This is a genomic window from Pseudazoarcus sp. NS36 (assembly GCF_059703705.1).
Window position 1 is genome coordinate 366,579 of record NZ_BAAKJA010000002.1, and the last position, 25,286, is coordinate 391,864.

The window sequence follows — 25,286 nt, forward strand, 5'->3', positions numbered from 1 at the left end:
TGAGATCGCACCCGAAGAGCGCGGAAACATCTCGAAGGAAATGACGAAACACTGCGACGCAATGAAAAGCGCCACCGTCGCGCATTGCGACGGTGGCGCTGAAAGGAAGTGGAAGTTCGCCGGTAAGCCGGGTTCTGTCGAGGCCCGCCGCGTGAGCGGCGAACCCGGGCAATCATTCCTCTGGGAGCCGCGTTGCCACGACCCTCTAGCAGCCTACCCGGGAGCGACGCGAGCCACGCCATTACTCCCCTATTTGGCCTTGCCCCGGATGGGGTTTACCGTGCCGGTCCTGTTACCAGTCCCGCGGTGAGCTCTTACCTGGCGGCGCTTTCGCACCGCCCGGGGCCTCGCTCACGCTCGACCCCGCACCGTTTCACCCTTACCTGTGCCCTGAACAGCGGGCCCTTCGGCCCACTCTTCATTTCGAAGCGCGAACCTTGCGGTTCACTCTTCAAAAAGGACTTTGCCGCCTTGCGGCGGCGAAGTCCGAGCCATCGGCGGTCTGCTCTCTGTTGCACTTTCCGTCGCCTCACGGCGCCCGGCCGTTAGCCGGCATCCTGCTCTACGGGGCCCGGACTTTCCTCCACACGCGACAAGGCGCGCAGCGATTGCCTGGCGAACTTCCGGGGCGGATTATACGCCGGCCTCAGCCGGGGGTCGGGACGAATACGGGCTTGTCAGAGCCTGCACGGAACTGACCGACGGCCGGACCGGGCTGGGCGCCGGTGGGATTCGCCCAGTCCTGTACCAGACAGCGCTCGGTACTGGCGAGATACCAGCGATCGCCCTGTTGCATGGCCCACATCAGATACCCGGCTTCATAGACATCAATCGGCGTCATGGTCTTGGCGTCGCCGTGGATGGCGACCTTGCGCTGGCAGGAAGGCAGACGCGACACGACGATGTACTGATTGACTTCCTTGTCCCAGAAATACGGCTGCTCACGCACCAGGATTACCGCATGCTGGCTGCTCTCCAGGGTGTAGGCGGTCGCACTGTTCTCGCACGCCGCCAGCAGCAGCGCACACAGCGCCAATAGCGCCAGACGCAGGCTGCGCTTCATGCCCCGACCAGACGCCAGCCTACGCTCTCGCCTGCGCGCAGCGGCACCACGACTTGTCCGTTGATCCACGGATACGATTGCGGAACGGTCCATGATTCCCTCACCAGCGTGATGGACTCACGATTGGGCGCGAGTCCGTAGAACGCGGGGCCATTCAGGCTGGCAAACGCCTCCAGCTTGTCGAGCGCGCCCGCACGCTCGAATACTTCTGCATAGAGTTCGATGCCCGCGTTTGCAACATAGCAACCCGCGCAACCGCAGGCCGATTCCTTATCACCCTTGGCGTGCGGGGCCGAATCGGTGCCGAGAAAGAAGCGCGCATCACCGGAGGTCGCCGCCTCGACCAGCGCACGGCGATGCTGCTCGCGCTTGAGCACAGGCAGGCAGTAGTGATGCGGCCGGATACCGCCCGCGAAGATCGCATTGCGGTTCATCAACAGGTGATGCGGGGTGATGGTGGCGCCGACGTTACGCTCACGCGAACGCACGAAGTCCACCGCCGCCGAAGTGGTGATGTGCTCGAACACCACGCGCAAGCCGGGGAAGCGCTCGACGAGCGGCGTCAGGATGCGTTCGATGAAGACGTGCTCGCGGTCGAACACGTCGATTTCAGCATCCGTCACCTCACCATGTACGCACAGCACCAGGCCACGCTGCTCCATGCGCTCGAGCACCGGATAGACCTTGGTGATGTCGGTCACACCGGAATCCGAGTTGGTCGTCGCCCCGGCCGGATACAGCTTGAGCGCCACCACCACACCGGAATCCTTGGCGCGGTCGATCTCGTCGGGCGACATGTTGTCGGTCAGGTACAGCGTCATCAGCGGGTCGAACTTCAAGCCGGCCGGCACCGCCGCGAGGATGCGCTCGCGGTAGGCCAGCGCCTGCTCGGCGGTGGTCACCGGCGGACGCAGGTTGGGCATGATGATGGCACGCCCGAAACGCTCTGCGGTATGAGGTACGACGGCCGCCAGCGCGTCGCCGTCGCGTACGTGCAGATGCCAGTCATCGGGCCGCACGAGGGTGATCGATTGCATGTTTTCCTGAGCCTTGCTTGATGACGTCATTCTAATCCCTGTTTCAGTTCGAGCGCGCGGGCATACAGCAGCTTGCGCGGCGCTCCGGTGATCTCTGCAGCCAGCTGCGCGGCCGATTTCAGCGGCAGTTCGCGCAACAAAACACCCAACACCCGCTCGACCTCCGGCGACATGCCTTCAACCGGAGGGCACCCCGAAACCACCAGCACGAACTCTCCGCGCCCGCGGTCCGAATCGGCTGCCAGCCACGCCGATGCTTCGGCCAGCGGCATGCGCACGATCTGCTCGAAGCGCTTGGTCAGCTCACGTGCAACCACGATCTCACGCTCCGTCCCAAGCACCTCGGCCAGATCGGCCAGACACTCGGCGATACGGTGCGGCGACTCATACAGCACCAGCGGCACCGACGAGTCCGCCAAGGCCTGCAGCGCCGTGCGGCGCGCCCCCGACTTCGGCGGCAGGAAACCAACAAACTGGAAGCCCGCTTCGCCCATGCCTGAGGCCGACAAGGCTGCAATCGCCGCACACGCACCCGGCACCGGTACCACCGGAAAACCGGCCTCCAGCACCCGCGCCACGGCGCGCGCTCCGGGGTCCGACACGCCGGGCGTTCCGGCGTCGCTGATCAGTGCGACGTGCTTGCCGTCACCAAGCAGCGCGATCAGCTTGGTGGCCGCCGTCTGTTCATTGTGTTCGTGCAGCGCCAGCAGATGGGCACGCACGCCATGGGCGTCGAGCAATCGCTGACTGTGGCGCGTGTCCTCGGCCGCCACCACATCGACCTCGCCCAGCACCCCGAGCGCACGCGCACTGAGGTCGGACAGGTGTCCGATCGGCGTGGCCACCACATACAATGACGGCGTACTGGAAAGAAAACTCGCGGAGTCGCGCATGGGCGGACAGTCCGAATCGGGAAAGGCAGGCATTGTCGGCTCCGGCGGCGTCCGCGCGCAAGCGCGCGGGCTGCAGGCCGAGGCGTTGGCCGAGCAACTCCTCTCGCGACAAGGCCTGCAAATCCTCGAACGACGCCTGCGTTGTCGCGGTGGCGAGATCGACCTGATCTGCCTGGATGGCCGCACGCTGGTATTTGTCGAAGTGCGTCTGCGCGCGCCCGGGCGCTTCGGTGACGCCGGAGACAGCATCACCCAGACCAAGCAGCAGCGCATCATCCACGCAGCCCAGTGGTGGCTGGCCGGTGTGGGGCAAGCCCACGCGCGCCGACCGATGCGTTTTGACGCGGTGCTGTTCGGACAACTCGAGGCCGACTCGGCGCGCTGGCTGCGCGGCGCCTTCGACATGAGCGCTTGGTAACTTCGTGTAAGACGCGCCGCATGCGCAGAACATCGAGGGGCATACTTTGCCCGTCGATTCTGCGCCGCAGCACGCATGCTAGACTGCGGCTCCCGCCGGATCACGGCGTTTTCTGCCCCGCCATCATGGATCTCATCAAGCGTATATCCCGCCAGTTCGAAGACAGTGCCGCCGTCAAGCTGCGGGCCCAGTCACAACTCGCCGCGCCGATTGCCGGTGCCGTCGAGGCGATGACCCAGAGCCTGCTCGCCAACGGCAAGATCATGGCCTGCGGCAACGGCGGATCGGCCGCCGATGCGCAGCATTTCGCCGCCGAACTGCTCAACCGTTTCGAGATGGAGCGCCCGCCGCTGGCGGCCATCGCGCTGACCACGGACAGCTCGACGCTGACCTCGATCGCGAACGATTACGACTATGTGCAGGTCTTCTCCAAGCAACTGCGTGCGCTGGGGCAACCCGGCGACGTGCTGCTGGCGATCTCGACCAGCGGCAACTCGCCCAATGTCATCGACGCCATCCATGCTGCACACGAACGTGAAGTGCGTGTGGTCGCACTGACTGGCAAGGGCGGCGGCAAGATGACCGAACTGCTCGGCCCGAACGACATCCACATCTGTGTCCCGTCCGATCGCACGGCCCGCATTCAGGAAGTACACCTCGTGGTGCTGCATTGCCTGTGCGACGGAATCGATTGTCTTCTGCTAGGAGTCGAAGAATGAATCACACCCCCGCTCTCAACCGCCGCCGGATCCTGCTCGGACTTGCCGCCGGCGCAAGCCTGCCGCTGGTTCAGGGCTGCGCCCCGCTGCTCGTCGGCGGCGGCGCTGCCGGCGCAGTCGTGGCCTACAACGACCGCCGCACCTCCGGCGCCATGGTCGAGGACGAAGGCATCGAGTGGCGCACCCGCCGCCGCCTGCGCGACCGCTTCGGCAACGCCGTGAACATCAGCGTCACGTCCTACAACCGCACCGTGCTGCTGACCGGCCAGGTGCCCTACGCCACCATGCGCGACGAAGCCCAGCAGATCGCCGCGCAGGTCGAGAACGTGCAGGGCATGGTCAACGAGCTGCAGGTTTCCGGCCTGAGCACGCTGTCCGAGCGCAGCAACGACGCCATGCTGACCTCGATGGTCAAGGCCCGCCTGGTTGACGACAAGCGGCTCGCCGCCAACCACATCAAGGTCGTGACCGAAGGCGCCACGGTGTACCTGATGGGCATCGTGACCCAGCCTGAAGCCGAGGCCGCCACCGAAGTCGCTCGCACGACCCGTGGCGTGACGAAGGTCGTACGTGTATTCGAGATCGTCAGCGCGGAACAAGCCGCCAAGTTCGACGCCGGCAAGAAAGCCGAAAACGGCAACTGAACAACGGCGCGCGCTAGCGCGCCAGAGCGGTCAGCAGCTTGCCATGCACGCCGCCGAATCCGCCGTTGCTCATCACCAGCACATGGTCGCCGTCCCGCGCTTCGCGCACCACGGCGGCGACCAGTGCGTCCAGCTCCTCGAACACCCCGCCCAGACGCCCGCCCAGCGGCGCCAGCGCCTCGGCGGCATCCCAGCCCAGCCCCTTGCCGTAGCAATACACCTCATCCGCCAGCAACAGGCTGTCGGCAAGGCGTGACTTCATCGTGCCGAGTTTCATGGTGTTGGAGCGCGGTTCCAGCACGGCCAGAATGCGCCCGCCGGTCTCGCGCTTGCGCAGCCCCTCGACGGTGAGCGCGATGGCGGTCGGGTGGTGGGCGAAGTCGTCATACACGGTCACGCCACGCTCGACACCGCGCACCTCCATGCGGCGGCGAATGCCGGAGAAGCTCTCCAGCGCCTCGATGGCCACTGCTGCCGGCACGCCGACATGGCGCGCAGCCGCAACGGCTGCCAGCGCATTGCTGCGGTTGTGGCTACCCGACATCGGCATCAGCGCGCGACCGGCCTCGCGACCGGCGTGCTCGAACACCGCCGTCCGTTCGTCCGGGGCCGACACACTCCACTCCGCTCCATCGCCAAAGCGCTCCACCTCCGACCAGCAGCCGCGCTCCAGCACACGATCAAGGCTGGCTTCGGCGGCATTTGCGATGATGCGTCCGCTGCGCGGCACGGTGCGCACCAGGTGATGGAACTGCGTCTCGATGGCGGCCAGATCGGCAAAGATGTCGGCGTGGTCGAACTCGAGGTTGTTCAGGATCGCCGTGCGCGGACGGTAGTGCACGAACTTCGAACGCTTGTCGCAAAAGGCCGTGTCGTACTCGTCGGCTTCGATCACGAAGAACGGCGTTTCGCCGAGCCGCGCCGAAATGCCGAAATTGCCCGGCACACCGCCAATCAGGAAGCCCGGCTTCAGCCCGCCGTATTCGAGCATCCAGGCCAGCATCGAACTGGTCGTGGTCTTGCCGTGAGTGCCCGCCACCGCCAGCACCCAGCGCCCGGCCAGCACATGCTCGGCCAGCCACTGCGGGCCGGACACATACGGCAGACCGCGGTCCAGAATCTCCTCCAGCAGCGGATTGCCGCGCGACACCGCGTTGCCGACCACGAACAGATCAGCGCCGATGCCGGCCTGCGCCGCGTCATAGCCCTCGACCAGACGGATGCCCTGCTCTTCGAGCTGCGTGCTCATCGGCGGATAGACGTTGGCGTCGCAGCCCGTCACGGTATGGCCTGCCGCGCGCGCCAGCAGCGCAACACCGCCCATGAAGGTGCCGCAGATGCCAAGGATGTGGATGTGCATTCGTGCTCCCGGAAGCGGCCCCGAGTCAGGAGGGCCGTGTAGAATCGGGGCATTCTACATCCACGCCGACGAGCCCCGAGCCGCCAGCATGCGCCACCATCCCAACCCGCCGCGAGGCAGCTACATCCGGCGCGAGATCGCCGCGCTGGCTGCCCGTCTGATGGCCGAGGACGGCATCAACGACTTCGGATTTGCCAAGCGCAAGGCCGCAAAGCAGCTTGGCGTATCCGAAACCGAAGCACTTCCCAACAATGCCGAGATCGAAGCGGAACTGCGCGCCTGGCACGCCATCTACCAGGACGACGAGCAGGAAGACCGCATTCGCGCCATGCGCGAGACGGCCGTCGAAATCATGCACCTGCTCGACGAGTTCCGCCCCTACCTCACCGGCGGCGTACTCGAAGGCACGGCCGGACGTTACTCGGAGGTCGAGATCGAGCTCTACCCCGAGAGCGCCAAGGACGTCGAGATCTTCCTGCTCAACCAGGACGTGCACTACGAGCACCGGGAATCGCGGCGCGTGACCAACCACATGCCGGAAGTCATCCTCAGCTTTGAATGGGCTGAAGTGCCGGTGCGACTGACCGTGCATGAGCAGGTCGCCGAACGTGCGCCGCGGCGCGGCGCCGAGCGCGCCCGCGTAGCCGCCATCGAGGCGCTGCTGCAAGAAGAGGAATCGGGAGAAGAATGAAGAAAAGCCTGCGCAGCCTGTTGATCGTCGTCGCGGCCCTCGCAGCGGGTGCCGCCGGCATCTACGCCGGGCAGATCGTCAACAAGCCGCGCGCACCCGAAGGCGTCACCGCGGCCGCACTACCGGCCCTCATGGCAACGGCCCTGCCCGACGCCGACGGCGTGACGCACACCCTGTCGGACTGGCAAGGCAAGGTGCTGGTGGTCAATTTCTGGGCCACCTGGTGCCCGCCCTGCGTCAAGGAAATCCCCGAGTTCTCGGCTGTGAGCCGCCACTATGCCGATCAGCCGGTACAGTTCGTCGGCCTGTCGATTGATTCTGCCGACAATGTGCGCGACTTCCGTGAGCGTTTCGACGTACCCTACCCGCTGCTCGTCGGCACGACCGACACGCTCCGACTCGCCGCCGAATTCGGCAATACGGCCCGCGCGCTGCCCTTCACGGTCATTCTCGGCCTTGACGGACAAGTACACGATGTCACACTGGGCACCTTGAGCGAGGCCCAACTCAAGAGCAAAATCGAGTCCCTTCTGCGCTCGTGATGCATCCTGCGTAGCGCCCGGCGCTGGACAAAATGCATCGATCTACGGCAAACTCGCCGACATGATGCAATCAAAACGCAAGAAATCCTCGGAAGCACCGCCTCCTCGCGGCCGCATTCTTGCCCTGCACGGCCCCAACCTGAACCTGCTCGGCACGCGCGAACCCGAGGTTTACGGTCGCACTACGCTCGCCGACATCCACGCCGCGATGGAAGCACGCGCGCAGGCGCAGGGGGTGGTCGTCGAATCGTTCCAGAGCAACCACGAAGGCCAGCTCGTCGACCGCGTGCAGGCCGCCGCTGCCGAGGGCATTGATTTCATCATCATCAACCCCGCTGCCTACACCCACACCAGCGTCGCCCTGCGTGACGCGCTGGCGGCGGTGAGCATTCCCTATATTGAAGTGCACCTGTCGAATGTCCATGCGCGCGAAGCCTTCCGCCATCATTCGTACTTCTCGGACCGCGCCGTCGGCGTGATCTGCGGATTGGGTGCAGACGGCTACATGGCCGCGCTGGACTACGCTCTGGCGCGACTCGGACAAGACTGAAACCACCTCTGGCAACGCCTCGCAGCGTCCGCCGCTCACGGAGACAAGAATGGATTTGCGCAAGCTGAAGAAACTCATCGACCTCGTTCAGGAATCGGGCATTTCCGAGCTGGAGGTCACCGAAGGCGAAGAGAAGGTCCGCATTGCCAAGCATCTGCCGGCCTCCCAAGCCGTCAGCTACGTTACCGCCGCACCGGCGCCGGCCGCCGTTGCAGCCGGACCGGCAGCGGTTGCCGACGTTGCACCCGATGCGCTGCCGAGCGGCCATGTCGTCAAATCGCCGATGGTCGGCACCTTCTATCGCGCACCGTCGCCGGGCGCCAAGGCCTTCGTCGAGGTGGGTGACAACGTCACGACCGGCGCCCGTCTGTGCCTGATCGAAGCCATGAAGCTGATGAACGAAATCGAATGCGACGCCGACGGCGTGGTCAAGGCCATCCTTGTCGAGAACGGCCAGCCGGTCGAATACGGCCAGCCGCTGTTCATCATCGGCTGAGCGCGCGCATGTTTGAAAAGATCCTGATCGCCAACCGGGGGGAAATTGCCCTCCGCGTGCTGCGCGCCTGCCGCGAGCTCGACATCCGCACCGTCGCCGTGCATTCCGAGGCCGACACCGAGGCCAAGTACGTCAAGCTCGCCGACGAATCCGTTTGCATCGGCCCGGCGCCGTCCGGCCAGAGCTACCTGCACATTCCGAGCATCATCGCTGCGGCCGAAGTGACCGACGCCGAAGCCATCCACCCCGGTTACGGCTTCCTGTCGGAAAACGCCGACTTTGCCGAACGAGTGGAACAGTCCGGCTTCACCTTCATCGGCCCGCGCGCCGAAACCATCCGTCTGATGGGCGACAAGGTTTCCGCCAAAGACGCCATGAAGATCGCTGCCGTACCCTGCGTACCCGGCTCCGACGGCGCGCTGCCGGACGACCCGGCCGAGATCATCCGCATCGGGCGCGATGTCGGCTACCCGGTCATCATTAAGGCGGCCGGCGGCGGTGGCGGGCGCGGCATGCGCGTGGTGCATACCGAAGCCGCACTGCTCAGCGCCGTCACCATGACGCAGACCGAAGCCGGCTCAGCCTTTGGCAACCCGACCGTGTACATGGAGAAGTTCCTCGAGAACCCGCGTCACGTCGAGTTCCAGGTGCTGGCCGACCAGCACGGCAACGCCGTGCATCTGGGCGAGCGCGACTGCTCCATGCAGCGCCGCCACCAGAAGGTCATCGAAGAAGCGCCGGCCCCCGGCATCCCGCGTGAGCTGATCGCCAAGGTCGGCGAGCGCTGCGCCGAAGCCTGCCGCCGCATCGGCTACCGCGGCGCCGGCACCTTCGAATTCCTTTACGAAAACGGTGAGTTCTACTTCATCGAGATGAACACCCGCGTGCAGGTCGAACATCCGGTGACCGAGATGATCACCGGCATCGACATCGTGCAGGCGCAGATCCGCGTCGCTGCCGGCGAGAAGCTGTGGTTCGGCCAGAACGATATCGAGTTCCGTGGTCACGCCGTGGAATGCCGCATCAACGCCGAAGACCCGTTCAAGTTCACGCCCAGCCCCGGTAAGGTCACCAACTGGCACATGCCGGGCGGCCCCGGCATCCGTGTGGATTCTCACGTGTACAGCGGCTACACCATCCCGCCGCATTACGACTCGATGATCGGCAAGCTCATCAGCTACGGCGACACGCGCGAGCAGGCCATCCGCCGCATGCGCATCGCACTGTCCGAGATGGTGGTCGAAGGCATCAAGACCAACGTGCCGCTGCACCAGGAGCTGATGTTCGACAACCGCTTCGTCGAAGGCGGCACCAGCATCCATTACCTCGAACATCGTCTCGCTGAACGCGGCGATCTGAAGCACGGCTGAACGCCACGGAGGCACGGATGTGGATTTCGGTCACGCTGCAGGCTGAGGCGAATCAGGCCGAAACCCTGTCCGAAACATTGATGGAGGCCGGCGCCCTGTCGGTGTCCATCGAGGACGCCGACGCCGGCACCGACGCGGAAACCCCCCAGTTCGGCGAACCGGGGCACCTGCCCACCGCGCTGTGGGATCACAGCCGCGTCGTCGCCCTGTTCGACACCACCACCCCGCTGGAACGCGCACTGGTCGAGGCCGCCACCGCCGCGGGCCTCGCTGCGGTGCCGCCCTTCACCTGCGAGGAAGTGGCGGAGCAGAACTGGGTGCAGCTCACGCAGAGCCAGTTCGACCCCATCCGCATCACCGACCGCATGTGGATCGTGCCGTCGTGGCACGACGCGCCTGACAACAACGCGATCAACATTGAGCTCGACCCCGGCATGGCCTTCGGCACCGGCTCGCACCCCACCACCCGGCTGTGCCTGGAGTGGCTGTGCGAGGCCGTCACGCCGGGTGCGACGGTGCTCGACTATGGTTGCGGCTCCGGCATTCTCGGCATCGCCGCGGTGCGCCTTGGCGCCGGTGACGTGCTCGGCATCGACATCGACGAGAAAGCCGTCGAGGCCGCCCGCGACAACGCCCAGCGCAACCATGTGGCAATGCGCCTGCAACACTCCGGCCAGCCGCTGGGTGAGCAGTTCGACATCGTCGTAGCCAACATCCTGACCAACCCGCTCAAGGTGCTCGCACCGCTGCTGGCCGCCCGTGTCGCGCCCGGCGGGCGCATTGCGCTGTCCGGCGTGCTGAGTGAGCAGGCCGACGACGTTATCGCCGCCTACGCCCCCTTCCTCGCACTCGAAGTCGGCGCCACCCACGAAGGCTGGGCACGGCTGCAAGGCCACAAACCGCCCGCACCATGACCATCACACGCTGCCCGGCCTGCTCGACCGCGTTCCGGGTCAGCCCCGAGCAGCTTGCGCTGCGCAACGGTCGCGTGCGCTGCGGCCACTGCTACCGCCCCTTCGACGCGCTGGCGCATCGCATTCCCGACGAGCCGCTTGCTGCCCCGGAACCGCCCTCGCAGATTCCGCCGGTCATCCAGCCGCGCCGGGTATCCGCTCACACACCGGCGGCCACCCCCACACCGGCCCGCCCGCCTTCTCCCGTCACACCGCCGACGGCACCCGCAGCGCCGCCCCCTGCGCCCCCTGCGCAAGCAGCGGCGCCTGCGCCTGCAGCACCCGCCGCGCAAGCTGAACGTGAGCCAGAACCCGCCCCGCTGTCCGAGCTCCCGGACCTCGACTTCCAGCTCCCGGAGCTGCCGTACGTGGACGAGCCGGACACCTGGATCGACATCGACCCGCGCACCGAACTCAAATGGAAGCCGGTCGAAGAGCGCGCCACCACGCTCGAAGCCATGGGTCACCCCTGGCACAGCACCGAAACCCGCATCGAGCCCGCACTGGACGATTCCGACGACGGCCTGCCGCCGCCCGCCCCCGCCTCGGTCGAAGCGCGCGCCCAGGCCATCGAGGACGACGTCGACCACTGGCGCACCAAGGTCTACGCCCCGCCCGCCAAACCCGTGCGCCACCGCTGGCTGTGGGCGCTCTGCATCGGCACCCTGCTGGGCAGCCTTGCCGCACAGGCCAGCTACATCTGGCGCGAACCCATCACCCGCGAATTCCCGCAACTGCGCCCGCTCTACCTCGAAGCCTGCGCCCGCCTCGGCTGCACCCTGCCGCTGCCGCGCGTCATCGGCGACCTGGCCATCGTGCGCTCCAACCTCGAATTCAACGCCCCCGGCAGCCCCTACTACGAGCTGCAAGCCGTCGTGCACAACCGCGCCGCTCACCCGCAACAAGTGCCGCACATCGAACTCACCCTCACCGACACCGCCGACCAACCGCTGATGCGCCGCGCCCTCACGCCGGCGGAGTGGCTGCCCAAGGGTTTCGTGCAGGAGGACGGAATTGCGGCCGGCGCACGCGTGGAATTCACACTGCCATTCGCGGCGCGTGAGCTGAAAGGGGTTACGGGGTTCAGGGTGGTGGCGTTCTATCCCTGAGCGCAACACCCAAGGCTAGGGATTCAGCTCACACAGACTCGAAATCCAGCCATGCGCCTCGACTTCGGCTGCACTCACCGGGCGCTGCCTTGCCGCCCAGCCACGCTCCAGCAGCGCACGCACAAAGTCCGCGTCATCGATCAGCAACAGCTCACCCCCGTCGGACAACCAGAGACTCCCCATCGGCAGCCCCTCGGGCCTGCCGTTACGTTCGCTCTGCGGAAACGCCCTGACCATCAAGGCTTCACGCAAGCGCTCGAACTCAAACACCCCGTCCGACACGCGCACCAAGCGCGGCAGAGCACCGTAGCTGATGGTCGCAGGACGATTCTGATGAACCATCAGCCGGCATCCACCGTGTGGCATGTCGACGCTGAAGGAGCGGACAGCGGCTTGCTGCGAGGCGGCGATGGTGCTTGCCAAACACAGAAGCGCCAGCATGCAGGCACGGATCACTGTAGCGACCTTCGCGACGATTGGACCTTTCATGCGGCGCAATGCCCTTCGGTTATTGCGCCCTACGCGGGCTAGACGCTGCGTTGGAATGCATAGGCAGTGGTTGTACTAGTGCCGTCAGCCCCCTCCTCTTTCGAGCCAACCGCCTTTTCTTCCAACAGATGACAGGCGCTGGTCATGTAGCCAGCAAGGTAGCTGATAACGCTCTTTAGAGTTTCAACCGGGTCGTACTTAGCCGCCCTATGAAGCTCTGTGAAATTTTTCCCGAGAGGGCTACCGATGCGTACAACATCGGCGTCAGCGATCGCTCTACCAAGTTCATGTGCGCACTGGTTTCTTATTTTGTTGAGGCCACGCAGACTTGAGGCAACGGAATCAGCAAGGTGCTGAACCGCCTCAACCAATACCAACTTTTGAGCATAAGACAGAGAGGCCGCCTCGATGACCTTATCGCCGCGAGGAAGGGAGAGCCGAATTAGTCGCTCAAGAAGATTCTCAGTAAACAGGTGCCCTCTGAGAATCAGCATCGTCGCGTCACCCTCTTCACCCACGGCCTGAAAGAAATTTTTTAACTCAATGTCGCGGAGCTCCGCGTCACCAAGTTCGACTCCTGACGCATCCATACCTACCCGCCTCCTCTAACTTTGGCTTAGGCCGCAAACTGTCTGACATCAGGCCCACAAACCCACAGAATCAACGACAGAACAAAAGCAAAAGCACCACTACCAAACCGCCGTTCTTCCCATGGCTCCCGAACATAACAACTACGTCTTCAGCATAAACGGATATCACACAGAAACACCACACACAAAACAGAAGCGGCCCGAAGGCCGCCTTGTCTAGCTCAGCGCGTTACGCGCGTTGTCCGCCCATCTTTCACCAACCTCACCCTCTGCCCCGGTGCGAAGTTCTCACCTTGGTCTTCCTGCACGACGGCGATCAGGCGGCCGCTATCGAGCTGGACGGTGACTTCCACGCCATTGCTGCGGGTGACGCCTTCTTCGACTGCGGAGCCGGCGAGGCCGCCGGCGACGGCGCCGAGCACCATGGCGATGCTGCGGCCGCTGCCGCCGCCTACGCTGCTGCCGGCAATACCGCCTATGGCGCCGCCGGCGATGGTGCCGACGGGGGTCTTGGTGCCTTCGAGACGCACGGCGCGCACGGATTCGATGGTGCCCATTTCGATGTCCATGGCGCGACGGGCTTCGCCGCGCTCATAGGTGCCGCCGCCCAGGCCGGAGGCGCAACCGCCGAGCAGCAACGCGGCAAGGGCGATGACGATCCAGCCGGAATACTGTTTGCTGATGTTCATGACCACAGTTCCTCTTCAAACGCTTCACGATAGATGCGCGCGATGTCGTCGCGCGACGGGCAGTGGTTCTGCCCGCCGCGCCGGGCAATCTTGACGGCCCCCATGACCGAGGCCAGCCGGCCGGTGCGCTCCCAGCCGAGATTGTTGGCAAGACCGTACAGCAGGCCGGCGCGGTAGGCGTCGCCGCAGCCGGTGGGGTCTTCGATGGACGCCGCGGCCACGCAGGGGATGTCGATGCGCTCGCCGCCGGTGTAGATGTGCGAGCCTTCGGCACCGCGCGTGACGACCAGCGCTTCCACCCGCGTGGCGACCTCTTCCAGCGACAGACCGGTGCGCTCGCACAGCATCTGCCCCTCGTAGTCGTTGACGGCACACCAGGTGGCGAGGTTCAGGAAGCGCAACAATTCCTCACCATTGAACATCGGCAGCCCCTGACCCGGATCGAAGATGAAGGGGATGCCGGCGGCGGCGAACTGTTCGGCGTGCTGCACCATGCCGTCGCGGCCGTCCGGGGCGACGATGCCGAGCTTCACGCCGGGGGCGTCGGTGACGGCGTTCTCGTGCGCAAAGCTCATCGCACCGGGGTGGAAGGCGGTGATCTGGTTGTCGTCCAGATCAGTGGTGATGAAGGCCTGGGCGGTGAAGGTGCCGGGCACCTGGCGCAGGTTGGCGCGCGACAGGCCGAGCGTGTCGAGGCGGCTGATGTACGGCGCGGCGTCGTCCCCGACGGTGGCCATGATGCGGGCGTCGGCGCCGAGCAGCTTGAGGTTGTAGGCAATGTTGCCGGCGCAGCCGCCGAACTCGCGGCGCATGTCGGGCACCAGAAAGGCGACGTTCAGGACGTGGATCTTGTCCGGCAGGATGTGATTCCTGAAACGATCATGGAACACCATGATCGTGTCGTAGGCCATCGAACCGCACACCAGAATCGTCATCGTCCCGCTCCTTGCGAAAACGCTGATTATAGGCGTCCCGGCTCGCGCCCCGGCGTAACCGCGGCGTAACTCTCTCGTCATTCGACTGCAACGCGGCCTTCCCACAATGGCCGCAAAACAGACGAGGACAAAGACGATGACGATGTTGCAGACCGACCGCCGTGCCTTCCTGCGCGAACCTCGCAGCCTTCACGTGACCCTGGCCAACTGCGAGACCGAAGTGCTCGAAGCGCAGAAGCTGCGCTACCGGGTGTTCCACGACGAGATGGGCGCACGCCTCTCCAGCCGCACGCCGGGCGTGGATCGCGACGTGTATGACCCGTTCTGCGAGCACCTGATCGTGCGCGACGAGAACCTCGGCCGCATCGTCGGCACCTACCGCATCCTGTCGCCGTCGGCGGCGCGCAAGGTGGGCGGTTACTACTCCGAGAACGAGTTCGACATCACCCGCCTGCAGCACCTGCGCGAGCGCATCGTCGAGATCGGCCGCTCGTGCATCGACCCGGAATACCGCAGCGGCGCGGTGATCACGCTGCTATGGTCGGGGCTGGCGCGCTACATGCTGGAGAACAAGTACGAGTACCTGATGGGCTGCGCCTCGGTGAGCATGGCCGACGGCGGGCACAATGCGGCCAGCCTGTACAATCAGCTCAAAAATGAGCACCTGGCGCCGCTGGAGTATCACGTCTTCCCGCGCCACCCGCTGCCGCTGGAACGACTGCGCGGCGATCTCGAAACGCACACCCCGCCGCTGATCAAGGGTTACCTGCGCGCCGGAGCGTGGATTTGTGGGGACCCTGCATGGGATCCGGACTTCAACACCGCCGACCTGCCGATCCTGCTGCCGATGAACCGGTTGCAGGACCGCTACGCCCGTCACTACACCGGCCGTCCGGACTGAAGCGCTTCTGGCGCAAGACGCGCCTCACGCTGCACCTGTTCGCCGGGCTCGCCACCGTCATCACCGTCTTTCCGTTCGTGAGTCTGGCCACGCGGCGCAAGCTGCGCCAGCGCTGGTCGCTGCGGCTTCTGAACATTCTCGGTATCGAATTGCGCACCGGCGGCGCGGCAATTGCGCCGGGCACCATGCTGGTGGCCAACCACGTGTCGTGGATCGACATCTTCGTGATCAACGCGGTGGCACCGGCGGCCTTCATCTCCAAGGCCGAGGTGCGCAAGTGGCCGGCCATCGGCTGGCTCGCGGCCAAGAACGAAACGGTGTTCCTGCAGCGCGGCAGCCGCGGTCACGCCCGCATCATCGGCGGCGAGATCGGCCGTGCGCTGCAGGCCGGCTCGACGGTGGCGCTCTTTCCCGAAGGCACGACCACCGACGGCAGCCACGTGCTGCACTTCCACGCCGCGCTGCTGCAACCGGCGCTCGACACCAGCAGCCCGATCCAGCCGCTGGCGCTGCGCTACCGCAACGCGCAGGGTGAGTTCACGCTCGCTGCGGCCTACTACGGAGAGATGTCGCTGATCGAATGCATCAGCAACATCGTGTCGGAACCGGCCATCGTGGCCGAGGTGGAGGTGATGCCGGCCGAAACCCACGCGCCGGAGCTGGACCGTCGCCCGCTCGCCAACGCGCTGCAAGCGCGCATTGCGGAGCGCGTCACGGCCGCCTGAGGCAGCCGGCTCAGCCGTCTTCCTGAAACACCTGCCCGTCTTCCAGCCGCACGGCGGTGAGCTTGCCGCCCCACACGCAACCCGAGTCCAGCGCGATCAACCCAGGCTCGCGGTGAAAGCCCAGCGCTGACCAATGGCCACACACCACGGTGTGCGTCTTCCAGGCCGGTTTGTCTGCGCGGAACCACGGCACGCTGCCGGACGGCCCCTTGGACGGCGGCCCCTTGCCATCGAGCGCAAGACGCCCCTCGGGCGAGCAGAAGCGCATGCGGGTCATGGTGTTGACGATGAAACGCAGGCGGTCCCAGCCTTTCAGATCGGAGCTCCACTTGGCGGGCTTGTCGCCAAACAGGTGCTTGAGGAAATCCTTCGCGTCTGTGCCACGCAACGCAGCCTCGACCTCACCGCCCAGTTGCAACGCCTGACGGGCGCTCCATTGCGGCACCAGACCGGCATGCACCAGCAGGTGATCGCCCTCCACATGCACCATCGGCCGCCGCGCCAGCCAGTCAAGCAGCTCATCGCGGTCAACGGCCTTGAGCACGTTGTCGAGCGTGTCGTCGCGCGTCCGCGGCGCGGCCTTGGCGGCCACCATCAAGAGGTAGAGATCATGGTTGCCGAGCACGGTGATGGCCGCATTGCCCAACCCACGCACCACACGCATGACCTCGGCCGAATGCGGGCCGCGGTTGACCAGATCGCCGGCAATCCACAGCCGGTCCGCCGACGGGTCGAAGCGGATGCGTTCGAGCAGGCGCGAGAACGGCGTGTAGCAGCCCTGGATGTCTCCGATTGCGTAAGTAGCCATCAGCGCCCGTAGTAGTCGCGGTACCAGGAAACAAAGCGCGCCACGCCGTCCCGCACCGGTGTGGCCGGCGCAAAGCCCACCCACTCGGCCAGTTCGGCGGTGTCGGCAGCAGTGGCCGGCACGTCGCCGGCCTGCAGCGGCAGGAAGTTCTTCTGCGCCTCAAGACCCAGCGAGGCCTCGATGGCGGAAATGAAATCCATCAGCGGCACCGGGTCGTTGTTGCCGATGTTGAACACTCGATACGGGGCACGCGAACGGGCGGGGTCGGCGGCTACCGCGTCGTAGTCCGGATCGGACTGCGGCACGCGATCAAGCGTGCGCACCACGCCTTCGACGATGTCGTCGATGTAGGTGAAGTCGCGCCGCATGCGGCCATGGTTGAAGACGTCGATGGGCCGCCCTTCGAGCATGGCTGATGCGAACAGGAACAGCGCCATGTCGGGCCGGCCCCACGGGCCATACACCGTGAAAAAGCGCAGGCCGGTGGTGGGCAGACCGTAGAGATGGCTGTAGGTGTGGGCCATCAGCTCGTTGGCCTTCTTGGTGGCGGCGTAAATACTCACCGGGTGATCCACGCTGTCGTGCTCGGAGAACGGCATCTTCTCGTTACCGCCATACACGCTGGAGCTGCTGGCATACACCAGATGCTGCACACCGCCGTGGCGGCAACCTTCGAGGATGTTCATGAAACCGACAAGGTTGCTGTCGACGTAGGCGTGCGGGTTCTCCAGCGAATAGCGCACGCCAGCCTGGGCGGCCAGATGCACCACGCGGTCGAAACGCTCGTCAGCAAACAAGCGTGCCATGCCGTCGCGGTCCGCCACGTCCATGCGCACGAAACGGAAAGCTGCGTGTGGCGTGAGGCGAGCCAGCCGCGCTTCTTTCAGCGTGGGGTCGTAGTAATCGTTGAGATTGTCGAGACCGACCACCTCATCGCCCCGCGCAAGCAAGACCAGGCTCACATGCATGCCGATGAAGCCGGCGGCGCCGGTGACGAGAACTTTCATGCGCGATGAATCCATGAATAAGGTGTGGCCGATTATCGCATGGCCCGTTCGCTATACTGGGCGCCCGTCGCCAATCACCCGCCCTGCATGCCCGCCCGCCTCGCCTACTCCCTGCTGTGGCTTCTCGCCTTGCCCTTCGTGCTGCTGCGCCTGCTGTGGCGCGCACGCCGGCAACCGGGCTATGTGCAGGACATCGGTCAGCGTTTTGCGTGCTTCGACAGCCCCGCGCCGCAGCGCGCGATCTGGCTGCATGCCGTATCCGTCGGCGAAACGCGCGCAGCCGAACCGCTGGTGCGTGCGCTGCGCGCACGCTGGCCCGACCACACCGTGGTGCTGACGCAGATGACGCCGACCGGTCGCGAAACCGCGCAGGCGCTGTTCGGCAGTGACGACGGCGTGCGCATCGTGTGGCTGCCCTACGACCTGCCGATGCTGGCAAAGCGCTTCTTCGCGCATTTCAGACCGCACATCGGCATCGTCATGGAAACCGAGCTGTGGCCCAACACCCTGCTCGCAGCGCGCAGCGCTGGCGTGCCGGTGCTGCTTGCGAATGCGCGCCTGTCCGAGCGCTCTGCGCGACGCTATGCACGCTGGCCAACGCTGGCCGCGCTCACGGTCGGCGCACTGGATGCCATCGGCGCGCAAACCGCGGGTGACGCCGAACGTCTGCGCCGCATCGGCGCACAGGCCGTGGAAATCACCGGCAACGTGAAGTTCGACATCGCCCCGCCGGCCACACAACTCGCCCTGGGCGAGGCCTTCCGGGCGGGATTCAATGACCGCCCTGCCGTGCTCGCCGCCAGCACGCGCGATGGCGAGGAAGCGCTGATCCTCGACGCCTTCACCCGGCAGGCGCCGGCCGACACGCTGCTGGTCATCGTGCCGCGTCACCCGCAGCGCTTTGACGAAGTGGCCGCGCTGGTCGAAGCGCGCGGCCTGAAGCTGGCGCGCCGCAGCCGTGACGAGATCATCACGGCCGATACGCGCGTATGGCTGGGCGATTCAATGGGCGAGATGTTTGCGTACTACGCGGCGGCCGATGCCGCGCTGATCGGCGGCAGCTGGCTGCCCTTCGGCGGACAGAACCTGATCGAGGCCAGCGCGGTGGGCACCCCCGCGCTGGTCGGCCCGCACACCTACAACTTCCTGCAGGTGGCCGAACAGGCGGTGGAATGCGGCGCAGCGCTACGTGCGGCCGATGTGGCAGCCGGCATGCAGGCCGCGCTGACCCTCATCGCAGACCCGACGGCCCGCGAACGCTCGTCACAGGCCGGACGGGCCTTCACCGCCGCCCATCGCGGGGCGACGGAACACACCCTGCGGCTGATCGAGGTGCGGATCGTAGGGCGCAATAACTGAAAGGCATTTCGCCGTATTCGCCAAGCTCCGGCAACGCACGCCTCGCGAACACTCCATGCGGCGCAATGCGCTGCGCTTATTGCGCCCTACGCCACTGAATTCAACGCGCGAGCAGCGCGTTGATGGTTTCCAGATCGGTTTCAGCCAGCATGCCGGACGCAGCCTTCAGCCGCAGCTGCGCAATCAGCGTGTCGTAGCGCGCCTGGGCCAAGTCCTGACGCGTCTGGGCCAATTGGGTCAGTGAGTTCAGCACGTCGATGTTGATGCGCACACCCACTTCGTACCCGAGGCGATTGGCCTCCAGTGCGGACAGCGACGAAACCTCGGCCGCTTCCAGCGCGCGGATACGCGCCAGCCCGCTCGACACGCCGAGATAGGCTTCACGCGCAGCCAGCGCCGAACCTCGGCGGGCGAACTCCAGATCCGCGTCGGCACGCACCTTCAGCGCCGCCGTCTCACGCGACACCGACGAGATGCGACCGCCGGCATACAGCGGCATGTTGAACTGCAGGCCGATGGTGGTGCTCTCGGTGCGCGGCGACAGGCCGTTGTTCTGGCGCGTGCCGACACCGTGGCTGGCCACCAGATCGAGTGTGGGCAGATGCCCGGCGCGGGCGCGAGCCACCTCGCGGGAGGCGATCTCCTGCAACAGCAATTGCACCTGCACCTCCAGGCTGGCGTCCGATGCGGCGCCCGCCCAGCTCATCGGGTCGGCCGGCTCGGGCGCGGCAAAGGACACCCCGGAACGCAGCCGGGCGAGCTCACCCGGCTCACCACCGACAGTGCGTGCCAGCGTGTCACGCGCCACGTCAAGCGCGGCCTCGGCGGCAATCACCTGCGCCTGCGCCAGATCGAAGCGCGACTGCGCCTCGTACACGTCGGTGATGGTGACGGTGCCGACCTCGAAGCTGGTCTTGGCAATTTCGAGTTGTTCCTCAGCCGCGGTGCGCAGTTGCGTGACCGCATCGAGTGCGTCGAGAGCGTTGAGCACGCCGAAATAGTCTTGCGCCACGCGCAGGATCAGATCCTGCCGGGCCTGACCGAAGCGCACGTTGGCCAGATCGGTCTGCAATGCGCCCTGTTTGGCCGCGATGAAGTTCTGCATGCGGAACAGCGGCTGCGTGAGCTGCACACGCCAGGAGTTGCTGCTGAAACTGTCGGACGGCCCGCCGGAGGGGTCGACCACGTTGCGCGCGGCATTGGCCGTCAGCGCGATGTCGGGCAACAGCCCCGCGCGCCCCTGCACCACACGCTCCTGCCCGGCCAGCAGTTCGGCCCGGGCGGCGGCAAACTGGGCATCGTTGGCCAGCGCCTGCTGGTAGGTACCGAGCAGGTCGGCGGCCGAGGCGGCTAGCGGGAAAAGGCTGGCGATGCAGACAATCAGCGTTCGCTTCATCAAGAACTCCGGTCAGTACTGGGGCATGGCCGGATCAACGTCGGCTGCCCACGCAGCCACGCCCCCGGCGAGATTGAAGACACGCGAAAAGCCCTGGCGTTCGAGGAACATGCAGACCTGCGCACTGCGCATGCCGTGATGGCAGATGACGACGATCTCGGCCTCGGGATCGAGCTCTTCGACGCGGGCCGGCACGCTAGACATCGGCATCGGCTGCGAGCCGGCAATGTGGCAGGTGGCGAACTCCCACGGCTCGCGTACGTCGAGCAGCAGCGGCGCGGGTGTTTCAGACTGGGTCAGGCGGCGGGCGAGATCGGCGGGAGCGAGGTTCTGCATGGGATTCCGGTTTGTGCGGGGCCAGGCGCGATTGTAGCGCCCGCCCGCCGGAATCAGCGAACGCTGCCGGGTTGTGCGGAAACAGGAAGCTGCAGATGGAAGCCGCCGGGAGAACCCTTGGCGACTTTCTTGGCGGCGGCCGCGGCGGAAGCCACGTCCTCGGGGGAGCGAAACTGGCCGCGCGTGACCTCGACCGCACCGACCGACAGCGCGGTGAGCGGAAAGAAGGCACGGAAACCGCGGCGGTCCTCACTCTCGAAACCGTTGCGCGCCAGATCTGCGTCATCGAACAGCGCACGGGCACGGCCGGAGAATTCGTGCACGGCGCGGCGGCAGCGCAACTCCCAGTCCTCGCTCTGGAACAGCACGACAAAATCGTCACCACCGACATGGCCGACGAAATCCTGGCCCTGATCGCAGGCATCGAGAATGTTCTGGGCTGCCAGCTTGATCATCTCGTCGCCGCGCCAGTAGCCGTAGAGGTCGTTGTACGGCTTGAAGTTGTTCAGATCGAAATAGCAGGCGGTGAAGCTCGCTCCGGCTTCGAGCAGGCGGCGGATGTGCTCAGTGATCGGGATGTTGCCGGGCAGCAGCGTCAGCGGGTTGGCGTGCCGCGCGGCCTCGATGCGCCGCTCGGTCACGGCACGCACCAGGCTCTCGCCAGTGGCCAGCCCGGCATAGCGGCCACCGTCGGTGACGATGAAGCCTTCGAACAGGTAGCGCTGGTCGTCACCCGCCAGCATGCGCACCATCGAGTCGATGTTCACCGCGCGATCCACGCGCAGCGGCTGGGCGTTCATCAGGCCGGTGCAGGCGCGGCGACCATACAGCTCGTTGAAATAGGGTTGGGCGTAACGGTCGAGGAAGGTGCGACGGTCGATCAAGCCGACCGGGTAATCGCGCTCCACCACGGCCACCGCATGCAGGTCCGGCCACTTCGCGAAGACGCGGCGCACGTCTTCGTTGCAGGCGTCGGACGCCACCGTCGGCGCGGCGACGATCAGGCGCGACACCGTGTGATCGGGGTGCGGATCCGGCATGGCGTTGGGCAACACCGCAATCTTCGACGAAGCCAGCAGCGAACCGACCTCTTCCGGCAGCACCAAAGCCGGCACGGGCAGCGGGCGCCCGAGCAGGTAGCCCTGCGCAAAGCGGCAGCCCAGATCGCGCAGCACCGTCAGCTCGGACGGCGTCTCGATGCCCTCGGCCACCAGCAGCGTACCGAAGCGCTCGGCCAGCGTCAGCATGGCGCGCACCACGTCGACCTTGCGCGGGTCGCGATGCACCTCGCGCGCGAAGAACTTGTCGAGCTTGACGATGGCCGGCTTGAGCTGCGACCACAGGCGCAGGCTGGAGCGCCCGTCGCCGAAGTCGTCCAGCGCAAGGCCGATGTCCTGCGCCGCAAATACCGTCAGCGCCTCGCGCAGGCGTTCCGGGTGCTCTACGCGCTCGTGCTCGGTCAGCTCGATCATCAGGCGCGCCGGCGCCACCCCGGCATCCACTGCAGCACGGAACAGCAGCGCACCGCGATCGGCGGCAAAGGCTTCGATGGCAGGTGCGCCGAGATTGATGAAGAGCTTGCCAGGCAGGCCGAGCCGGCCAAAAGCCGTGATCGCGCCGAGCGCCGCCGCGACTTCCAGCTCCAGCAGACGCCCTTCCTCTGCGGCGCAGCGCAGCATGACTTCCGGCGACTCCAGCGGCGTGCCGGCAGGCCCGCGCATCAGGGCCTCGTAGCCAAACACGGAACCGCCCGCCAGATCGGCAATCGGCTGGAACACGAAGCGCAGCCGCTCCTCGTCGATCAGCGCCGCCAGCGGCGAACGCTGCAGCAAGGAACGGCCGCGCCGGCCGGGGCTGGCCGGCAGGACATCATCTGCGTGCATGCGACCCATGCTGGCATCTCCGTCGGAATGGGATCGCATTATTCGTCTGCCGGGTTACAGCGACGTGACGGCCGCCAGGCGCCACAGCGTCGTGAGCTCGTCCTTGCGCGCGGCGTGCAGCGGGTCGTCCGGGTCGGACGCGCGGCCGTGGCGCGGTTGCGCGTCGAGCCGCCCGAGCACCCGCAAACCGGCCGCGGCAAAAGCCGCTTCGAGTTCGCCCGGCGCCCGCAGCCCGAGCCGCTCCGCCAGGTCCGACAGGATCAGCCAGCCCTCGCCACCCGCTTCCAGATGTTCAGCCAGACCGGCCAGAAAGCCCTTCAGCATCGCGCCGTCGGGGTCATACACCGCGCGGTCGAGCGACGAGCCGGCCTTGGCCGGCAGCCACGGCGGGTTGCACACCACCAGATCGGCGCGACCGGTCGGATAGAGATCGGCGTCGAGCACGTCGACGCGTTCCGCCAGGCCCAGCCGCGCAAGGTTGTCCTGCGCACAACGCAGCGCCCGCGGCGAATTGTCAGTGGCCACCACCTGCTCCACGCCACGCCGCGCCAGCACCGCTGCCAGTACGCCGGTGCCGGTGCCGAGATCGAAGGCCCGCCGCGCACCCGCCGGCAGCGGCGCCTGCGCAACCAGATCCACGTATTCGCCACGCACCGGGGAGAACACGCCGTAGCGCGCATGAATGCGCTCGCCCAGCGCGGGCACCTCGACACCATTGAGCTGCCATTGATAGGCACCCAGCGCACCCTGCAACTCACGCAGCGACAGCGCCGCGGGCTCGGCAAGCTCGCCCCAGGCCTCGCTGCAGGCCGCCGCAACATCCGGCGCACGACCCAGTGGCACCCGCCAGCCCGGCTCGACCGGAATCAGCAACAAGCCGAGCGTACGAGCGCGCTGGGCCTGGGTCAGGCGATAGAGGTTGAAGGCTTCGGTCGGGTCGACGGGCGCCTTGCGTTTCGCACGGCTGCGGTCGAAGCGCCGGCCCATGGCCTGCAGCAGCTGACGGGCGTTGTGATAATCGCCCGCCCACAGCAGCGCCGTGCCTTCGCACACCAGCCTGTAAGCCGTGTCGGCCGGCAGGGTGTCGTCGGCCAGCTGCACGCGCGCGGGCGGCTTGGCAGCGCTCTCGCTCAGCCAGCGCGCGGAGTGGTCCTGCCCGGCCGCGTCACGCCACGCGATGCGCGGCGTCGCGTCATTCATCGAGCCAGCACTTTGAGCAGGAAGGCGTGGATATGCAGCAGCTCCTGCGGCGTGACGGTGTGCACCATGCTGTACGGACGCCATTCCACCGGATAGTCCAGGCCGGTCAACACGTCGCGCGAAAATTCGGCACGTGCGAAGGGGATGACCGGATCGGCCGTGCCGTGCGCGAGGAAGATCGGCACATCGGCGTTGGCGGGCGCACGCTCGGCCGCCAGCGTATCGGGCAGCGGCAGATAACCGGACAGGCCAACCAGACCCGCCAGACGCTGCGGGTAGCGCAGGCCGGCCATCAGCGTCATTGCGCAGCCCTGCGAGAAACCCATCAGCACGATGCGCTCGGCCGGTACGCCGCGCGCAATCTCGGCATCGATCAGCGCAGCCACCTCGGCCTGCGACTCGCGCAGACCGGGTTCGTCCTCGTTCTTGCCGCGCTCGAAGCTGAGGATGTCGAACCACGCGCGCATGCGGTGGCCGCCGTTGATGGTGACCGGGCGTACCGGCGCGTGCGGAAAGACGTAGCGCACCGACCCGACCGACTTGAGGTCGAGCTGGTCGCAGATCGGGACGAAGTCATTGCCGTCGGCACCCAGGCCGTGCATGACGATGATGCTGGCCTGCGGGTTGCTGCCGGTTTCGTGTTCGATGGCGTCAAGAGACATGGGAAAAACCTCGGTTCGGTATCAGGAAAATCAGCGCAGCACGTCGAGCAGCTCGACTTCGAACATCAACTTGGCATTGGGCGGAATCACGCGCCCCGCTCCGCGACTGCCGTAAGCGATGGCCGGCGGGCAGATCAGCCGGGCCTTGCCGCCAACCTGCATGCGCTGCAGGCCCTCGGTCCAGCAGGCAATGACCTGGTTGAGCCCGAAATCGATGGACTGGCCACGCGCATACGAGCTGTCGAATTCACGCCCGTCGGCGAGCGTGCCGCGATAGTGCACGCGCACCCGGTCACGCGGACCGGGGCTGACGCCCTCGCCGGCCCGCAGTTCTTCATAGACCAGGCCGCTGGCGGTCACGACCGGCTCGGCCTGGGCCAGCGGCGCGACACACAACAGGGCGAATACGGACAGAGCAAAAAACGATCGGATCATCGGTGCAACTCCGCAGCGGTTCGGGT

Annotated in this window: 29 protein-coding genes and 1 other RNA gene; 13 read left to right on the top strand and 17 right to left on the bottom strand. The window is 66.2% G+C overall.

Annotated features, from left to right (window positions below):
* Positions 1-107 precede the first annotated feature (107 nt).
* The 4 genes from rnpB to rsmI all read right to left on the bottom strand — a co-directional run bounded on the left by rnpB (position 108) and on the right by rsmI (position 2,993).
* Positions 108-624, bottom strand: an RNA gene (rnpB, locus tag AC6H0R_RS04870) — RNase P RNA component class A.
* Between the two features lie 22 nt (positions 625-646).
* Entirely contained in the window at positions 647-1,063 is a 417-nt protein-coding gene (locus AC6H0R_RS04875; protein ID WP_497580208.1) for a hypothetical protein, read from the bottom strand.
* A complete protein-coding gene (gene pyrC, locus AC6H0R_RS04880) occupies positions 1,060-2,100 on the bottom strand; it encodes a dihydroorotase (RefSeq protein ID WP_497580209.1) in 1,041 nt (346 codons plus the stop codon). Before pyrC ends, AC6H0R_RS04875 begins: the two co-directional genes overlap by 4 nt.
* Before the next feature lie 26 nt (positions 2,101-2,126).
* Positions 2,127-2,993, bottom strand: a complete 867-nt coding sequence (gene rsmI / locus AC6H0R_RS04885; RefSeq protein WP_497580210.1) for a 16S rRNA (cytidine(1402)-2'-O)-methyltransferase — start codon at positions 2,991-2,993, stop codon at positions 2,127-2,129.
* On the opposite strand from rsmI, the gene AC6H0R_RS04890 reads away from it, so the two are divergent.
* The 3 genes from AC6H0R_RS04890 to AC6H0R_RS04900 all read left to right on the top strand — a co-directional run bounded on the left by AC6H0R_RS04890 (position 2,992) and on the right by AC6H0R_RS04900 (position 4,774).
* Positions 2,992-3,411, top strand: coding sequence for a YraN family protein (locus AC6H0R_RS04890; protein WP_497580211.1), 420 nt, complete (start codon positions 2,992-2,994; stop codon positions 3,409-3,411). The genes rsmI and AC6H0R_RS04890 overlap by 2 nt on opposite strands.
* Positions 3,412-3,536: 125 nt before the next feature.
* A complete protein-coding gene (locus tag AC6H0R_RS04895) occupies positions 3,537-4,130 on the top strand; it encodes a phosphoheptose isomerase (protein ID WP_497580212.1) in 594 nt (197 codons plus the stop codon).
* Positions 4,127-4,774: a BON domain-containing protein gene (locus tag AC6H0R_RS04900; RefSeq protein ID WP_497580213.1), complete on the top strand. Its 648-nt coding sequence runs from the start codon at positions 4,127-4,129 to the stop codon at positions 4,772-4,774. The genes AC6H0R_RS04895 and AC6H0R_RS04900 overlap by 4 nt, the downstream gene beginning before the upstream one ends.
* Before the next feature lie 13 nt (positions 4,775-4,787).
* On the opposite strand, the gene mpl is transcribed toward AC6H0R_RS04900, so the two are convergent.
* Positions 4,788-6,134 carry a UDP-N-acetylmuramate:L-alanyl-gamma-D-glutamyl-meso-diaminopimelate ligase gene (gene mpl, locus AC6H0R_RS04905; protein WP_497580214.1) on the bottom strand — a complete coding sequence of 449 codons (1,347 nt, stop codon included), beginning with the start codon at positions 6,132-6,134 and terminating at the stop codon, positions 4,788-4,790.
* An 88-nt stretch (positions 6,135-6,222) separates the two neighbouring features.
* Between mpl and AC6H0R_RS04910 the strand changes: the two genes are divergently transcribed.
* From AC6H0R_RS04910 to AC6H0R_RS04940, 7 genes are all read left to right on the top strand, one after another.
* Positions 6,223-6,825: a hypothetical protein gene (locus AC6H0R_RS04910; RefSeq protein ID WP_497580215.1), complete on the top strand. Its 603-nt coding sequence runs from the start codon at positions 6,223-6,225 to the stop codon at positions 6,823-6,825.
* Positions 6,822-7,367, top strand: coding sequence for a TlpA family protein disulfide reductase (locus AC6H0R_RS04915; protein ID WP_497580216.1), 546 nt, complete (start codon positions 6,822-6,824; stop codon positions 7,365-7,367). Before AC6H0R_RS04910 ends, AC6H0R_RS04915 begins: the two co-directional genes overlap by 4 nt.
* Before the next feature lie 61 nt (positions 7,368-7,428).
* Positions 7,429-7,917 carry a type II 3-dehydroquinate dehydratase gene (gene aroQ / locus AC6H0R_RS04920; protein WP_497580217.1) on the top strand — a complete coding sequence of 163 codons (489 nt, stop codon included), beginning with the start codon at positions 7,429-7,431 and terminating at the stop codon, positions 7,915-7,917.
* Positions 7,918-7,966: 49 nt separating this feature from the next.
* Positions 7,967-8,413: an acetyl-CoA carboxylase biotin carboxyl carrier protein gene (gene accB, locus AC6H0R_RS04925; RefSeq protein WP_497580218.1), complete on the top strand. Its 447-nt coding sequence runs from the start codon at positions 7,967-7,969 to the stop codon at positions 8,411-8,413.
* Positions 8,414-8,421: 8 nt separating this feature from the next.
* Positions 8,422-9,783: an acetyl-CoA carboxylase biotin carboxylase subunit gene (gene accC, locus AC6H0R_RS04930; RefSeq protein WP_497580219.1), complete on the top strand. Its 1,362-nt coding sequence runs from the start codon at positions 8,422-8,424 to the stop codon at positions 9,781-9,783.
* A gap of 17 nt (positions 9,784-9,800) precedes the next feature.
* Complete coding sequence (gene prmA / locus AC6H0R_RS04935; protein WP_497580220.1) at positions 9,801-10,697, top strand: 50S ribosomal protein L11 methyltransferase; 897 nt, start codon at positions 9,801-9,803, stop codon at positions 10,695-10,697.
* Positions 10,694-11,845: a zinc-ribbon and DUF3426 domain-containing protein gene (locus tag AC6H0R_RS04940; protein ID WP_497580221.1), complete on the top strand. Its 1,152-nt coding sequence runs from the start codon at positions 10,694-10,696 to the stop codon at positions 11,843-11,845. The genes prmA and AC6H0R_RS04940 overlap by 4 nt, the downstream gene beginning before the upstream one ends.
* Before the next feature lie 15 nt (positions 11,846-11,860).
* Here AC6H0R_RS04940 and AC6H0R_RS04945 read toward each other — a convergent pair whose 3' ends face one another.
* From AC6H0R_RS04945 to AC6H0R_RS04960, 4 genes are all read right to left on the bottom strand, one after another.
* Positions 11,861-12,187, bottom strand: a complete 327-nt coding sequence (locus AC6H0R_RS04945; protein ID WP_497580222.1) for a hypothetical protein — start codon at positions 12,185-12,187, stop codon at positions 11,861-11,863.
* Positions 12,188-12,372: 185 nt separating this feature from the next.
* Positions 12,373-12,924: a hypothetical protein gene (locus AC6H0R_RS04950; protein ID WP_497580223.1), complete on the bottom strand. Its 552-nt coding sequence runs from the start codon at positions 12,922-12,924 to the stop codon at positions 12,373-12,375.
* Between the two features lie 221 nt (positions 12,925-13,145).
* On the bottom strand, positions 13,146-13,613 hold the full coding sequence (locus tag AC6H0R_RS04955) for an outer membrane lipoprotein (RefSeq protein WP_497580224.1): 468 nt from the start codon (positions 13,611-13,613) through the stop codon (positions 13,146-13,148).
* On the bottom strand, positions 13,610-14,548 hold the full coding sequence (locus tag AC6H0R_RS04960) for a carbohydrate kinase family protein (protein ID WP_497580225.1): 939 nt from the start codon (positions 14,546-14,548) through the stop codon (positions 13,610-13,612). The genes AC6H0R_RS04955 and AC6H0R_RS04960 overlap by 4 nt, the downstream gene beginning before the upstream one ends.
* Positions 14,549-14,690: 142 nt before the next feature.
* On the opposite strand from AC6H0R_RS04960, the gene AC6H0R_RS04965 reads away from it, so the two are divergent.
* Both AC6H0R_RS04965 and AC6H0R_RS04970 read left to right on the top strand, forming a co-directional pair.
* A complete protein-coding gene (locus tag AC6H0R_RS04965) occupies positions 14,691-15,449 on the top strand; it encodes a GNAT family N-acetyltransferase (protein ID WP_497580283.1) in 759 nt (252 codons plus the stop codon).
* Positions 15,350-16,174, top strand: coding sequence for a lysophospholipid acyltransferase family protein (locus tag AC6H0R_RS04970; protein WP_497580226.1), 825 nt, complete (start codon positions 15,350-15,352; stop codon positions 16,172-16,174). Before AC6H0R_RS04965 ends, AC6H0R_RS04970 begins: the two co-directional genes overlap by 100 nt.
* A gap of 10 nt (positions 16,175-16,184) precedes the next feature.
* On the opposite strand, the gene AC6H0R_RS04975 is transcribed toward AC6H0R_RS04970, so the two are convergent.
* Together AC6H0R_RS04975 and AC6H0R_RS04980 are read right to left on the bottom strand one after the other, a co-directional pair.
* Positions 16,185-16,982 (bottom strand): symmetrical bis(5'-nucleosyl)-tetraphosphatase, encoded by a 798-nt coding sequence (locus AC6H0R_RS04975; RefSeq protein WP_497580227.1) that lies wholly within the window; start codon positions 16,980-16,982, stop codon positions 16,185-16,187.
* Entirely contained in the window at positions 16,982-17,989 is a 1,008-nt protein-coding gene (locus AC6H0R_RS04980) for an NAD-dependent epimerase (RefSeq protein WP_497580228.1), read from the bottom strand. The genes AC6H0R_RS04975 and AC6H0R_RS04980 overlap by 1 nt, the downstream gene beginning before the upstream one ends.
* Positions 17,990-18,076: 87 nt before the next feature.
* Here AC6H0R_RS04980 and waaA point away from each other — a divergent pair, with 87 nt between their 5' ends.
* A complete protein-coding gene (waaA, locus tag AC6H0R_RS04985) occupies positions 18,077-19,348 on the top strand; it encodes a lipid IV(A) 3-deoxy-D-manno-octulosonic acid transferase (protein ID WP_497580229.1) in 1,272 nt (423 codons plus the stop codon).
* A 100-nt stretch (positions 19,349-19,448) separates the two neighbouring features.
* On the opposite strand, the gene AC6H0R_RS04990 is transcribed toward waaA, so the two are convergent.
* The 6 genes from AC6H0R_RS04990 to AC6H0R_RS05015 are packed head-to-tail and all read right to left on the bottom strand — an operon-like array spanning position 19,449 to position 25,260.
* Complete coding sequence (locus AC6H0R_RS04990; RefSeq protein WP_497580230.1) at positions 19,449-20,744, bottom strand: TolC family outer membrane protein; 1,296 nt, start codon at positions 20,742-20,744, stop codon at positions 19,449-19,451.
* Positions 20,745-20,756: 12 nt separating this feature from the next.
* The gene (locus tag AC6H0R_RS04995) at positions 20,757-21,080 is read right to left on the bottom strand and encodes a rhodanese-like domain-containing protein (protein ID WP_497580231.1); all 324 of its coding nucleotides are present in this window, start codon (positions 21,078-21,080) and stop codon (positions 20,757-20,759) included.
* A 53-nt stretch (positions 21,081-21,133) separates the two neighbouring features.
* Positions 21,134-22,972, bottom strand: a complete 1,839-nt coding sequence (locus AC6H0R_RS05000; protein WP_497580232.1) for an EAL domain-containing protein — start codon at positions 22,970-22,972, stop codon at positions 21,134-21,136.
* Positions 22,973-23,017: 45 nt separating this feature from the next.
* Positions 23,018-24,163, bottom strand: a complete 1,146-nt coding sequence (locus tag AC6H0R_RS05005) for a methyltransferase (RefSeq protein WP_497580233.1) — start codon at positions 24,161-24,163, stop codon at positions 23,018-23,020.
* Positions 24,160-24,825, bottom strand: a complete 666-nt coding sequence (locus tag AC6H0R_RS05010) for an alpha/beta hydrolase (RefSeq protein ID WP_497580234.1) — start codon at positions 24,823-24,825, stop codon at positions 24,160-24,162. The genes AC6H0R_RS05005 and AC6H0R_RS05010 overlap by 4 nt, the downstream gene beginning before the upstream one ends.
* Positions 24,826-24,855: 30 nt before the next feature.
* Complete coding sequence (locus AC6H0R_RS05015) at positions 24,856-25,260, bottom strand: FKBP-type peptidyl-prolyl cis-trans isomerase (RefSeq protein ID WP_497580235.1); 405 nt, start codon at positions 25,258-25,260, stop codon at positions 24,856-24,858.
* Between the last annotated feature and the right edge of the window lie 26 nt (positions 25,261-25,286).

Excerpts from the sequence above, each read along its gene's own strand:
- AC6H0R_RS04890 (WP_497580211.1), top strand. The coding sequence starts at position 2,992 with ATGGGCGGACAGTCCGAATCGGGAAAGGCAGGCATTGTCGGCTCCGGC.
- AC6H0R_RS05000 (WP_497580232.1), bottom strand. The coding sequence starts at position 22,972 with ATGGGTCGCATGCACGCAGATGATGTCCTGCCGGCCAGCCCCGGCCGG.
- accC (WP_497580219.1), top strand. The coding sequence starts at position 8,422 with ATGTTTGAAAAGATCCTGATCGCCAACCGGGGGGAAATTGCCCTCCGC.
- AC6H0R_RS04900 (WP_497580213.1), top strand. The coding sequence starts at position 4,127 with ATGAATCACACCCCCGCTCTCAACCGCCGCCGGATCCTGCTCGGACTT.
- AC6H0R_RS05010 (WP_497580234.1), bottom strand. The coding sequence starts at position 24,825 with ATGTCTCTTGACGCCATCGAACACGAAACCGGCAGCAACCCGCAGGCC.
- AC6H0R_RS04970 (WP_497580226.1), top strand. The coding sequence starts at position 15,350 with ATGGGATCCGGACTTCAACACCGCCGACCTGCCGATCCTGCTGCCGAT.
- AC6H0R_RS04945 (WP_497580222.1), bottom strand. The coding sequence starts at position 12,187 with ATGGTTCATCAGAATCGTCCTGCGACCATCAGCTACGGTGCTCTGCCG.
- AC6H0R_RS04995 (WP_497580231.1), bottom strand. The coding sequence starts at position 21,080 with ATGCAGAACCTCGCTCCCGCCGATCTCGCCCGCCGCCTGACCCAGTCT.
- pyrC (WP_497580209.1), bottom strand. The coding sequence starts at position 2,100 with ATGCAATCGATCACCCTCGTGCGGCCCGATGACTGGCATCTGCACGTA.
- AC6H0R_RS04895 (WP_497580212.1), top strand. The coding sequence starts at position 3,537 with ATGGATCTCATCAAGCGTATATCCCGCCAGTTCGAAGACAGTGCCGCC.
- AC6H0R_RS04990 (WP_497580230.1), bottom strand. The coding sequence starts at position 20,744 with ATGAAGCGAACGCTGATTGTCTGCATCGCCAGCCTTTTCCCGCTAGCC.
- AC6H0R_RS04875 (WP_497580208.1), bottom strand. The coding sequence starts at position 1,063 with ATGAAGCGCAGCCTGCGTCTGGCGCTATTGGCGCTGTGTGCGCTGCTG.
- aroQ (WP_497580217.1), top strand. The coding sequence starts at position 7,429 with ATGATGCAATCAAAACGCAAGAAATCCTCGGAAGCACCGCCTCCTCGC.
- AC6H0R_RS04960 (WP_497580225.1), bottom strand. The coding sequence starts at position 14,548 with ATGACGATTCTGGTGTGCGGTTCGATGGCCTACGACACGATCATGGTG.
- AC6H0R_RS04940 (WP_497580221.1), top strand. The coding sequence starts at position 10,694 with ATGACCATCACACGCTGCCCGGCCTGCTCGACCGCGTTCCGGGTCAGC.
- waaA (WP_497580229.1), top strand. The coding sequence starts at position 18,077 with ATGCCCGCCCGCCTCGCCTACTCCCTGCTGTGGCTTCTCGCCTTGCCC.
- prmA (WP_497580220.1), top strand. The coding sequence starts at position 9,801 with ATGTGGATTTCGGTCACGCTGCAGGCTGAGGCGAATCAGGCCGAAACC.
- AC6H0R_RS04915 (WP_497580216.1), top strand. The coding sequence starts at position 6,822 with ATGAAGAAAAGCCTGCGCAGCCTGTTGATCGTCGTCGCGGCCCTCGCA.
- rsmI (WP_497580210.1), bottom strand. The coding sequence starts at position 2,993 with ATGCGCGACTCCGCGAGTTTTCTTTCCAGTACGCCGTCATTGTATGTG.
- AC6H0R_RS05015 (WP_497580235.1), bottom strand. The coding sequence starts at position 25,260 with ATGATCCGATCGTTTTTTGCTCTGTCCGTATTCGCCCTGTTGTGTGTC.
- AC6H0R_RS04910 (WP_497580215.1), top strand. The coding sequence starts at position 6,223 with ATGCGCCACCATCCCAACCCGCCGCGAGGCAGCTACATCCGGCGCGAG.
- accB (WP_497580218.1), top strand. The coding sequence starts at position 7,967 with ATGGATTTGCGCAAGCTGAAGAAACTCATCGACCTCGTTCAGGAATCG.
- AC6H0R_RS04975 (WP_497580227.1), bottom strand. The coding sequence starts at position 16,982 with ATGGCTACTTACGCAATCGGAGACATCCAGGGCTGCTACACGCCGTTC.
- AC6H0R_RS04965 (WP_497580283.1), top strand. The coding sequence starts at position 14,691 with ATGTTGCAGACCGACCGCCGTGCCTTCCTGCGCGAACCTCGCAGCCTT.
- AC6H0R_RS04950 (WP_497580223.1), bottom strand. The coding sequence starts at position 12,924 with ATGGATGCGTCAGGAGTCGAACTTGGTGACGCGGAGCTCCGCGACATT.
- AC6H0R_RS04955 (WP_497580224.1), bottom strand. The coding sequence starts at position 13,613 with ATGAACATCAGCAAACAGTATTCCGGCTGGATCGTCATCGCCCTTGCC.
- AC6H0R_RS05005 (WP_497580233.1), bottom strand. The coding sequence starts at position 24,163 with ATGAATGACGCGACGCCGCGCATCGCGTGGCGTGACGCGGCCGGGCAG.
- AC6H0R_RS04980 (WP_497580228.1), bottom strand. The coding sequence starts at position 17,989 with ATGAAAGTTCTCGTCACCGGCGCCGCCGGCTTCATCGGCATGCATGTG.
- mpl (WP_497580214.1), bottom strand. The coding sequence starts at position 6,134 with ATGCACATCCACATCCTTGGCATCTGCGGCACCTTCATGGGCGGTGTT.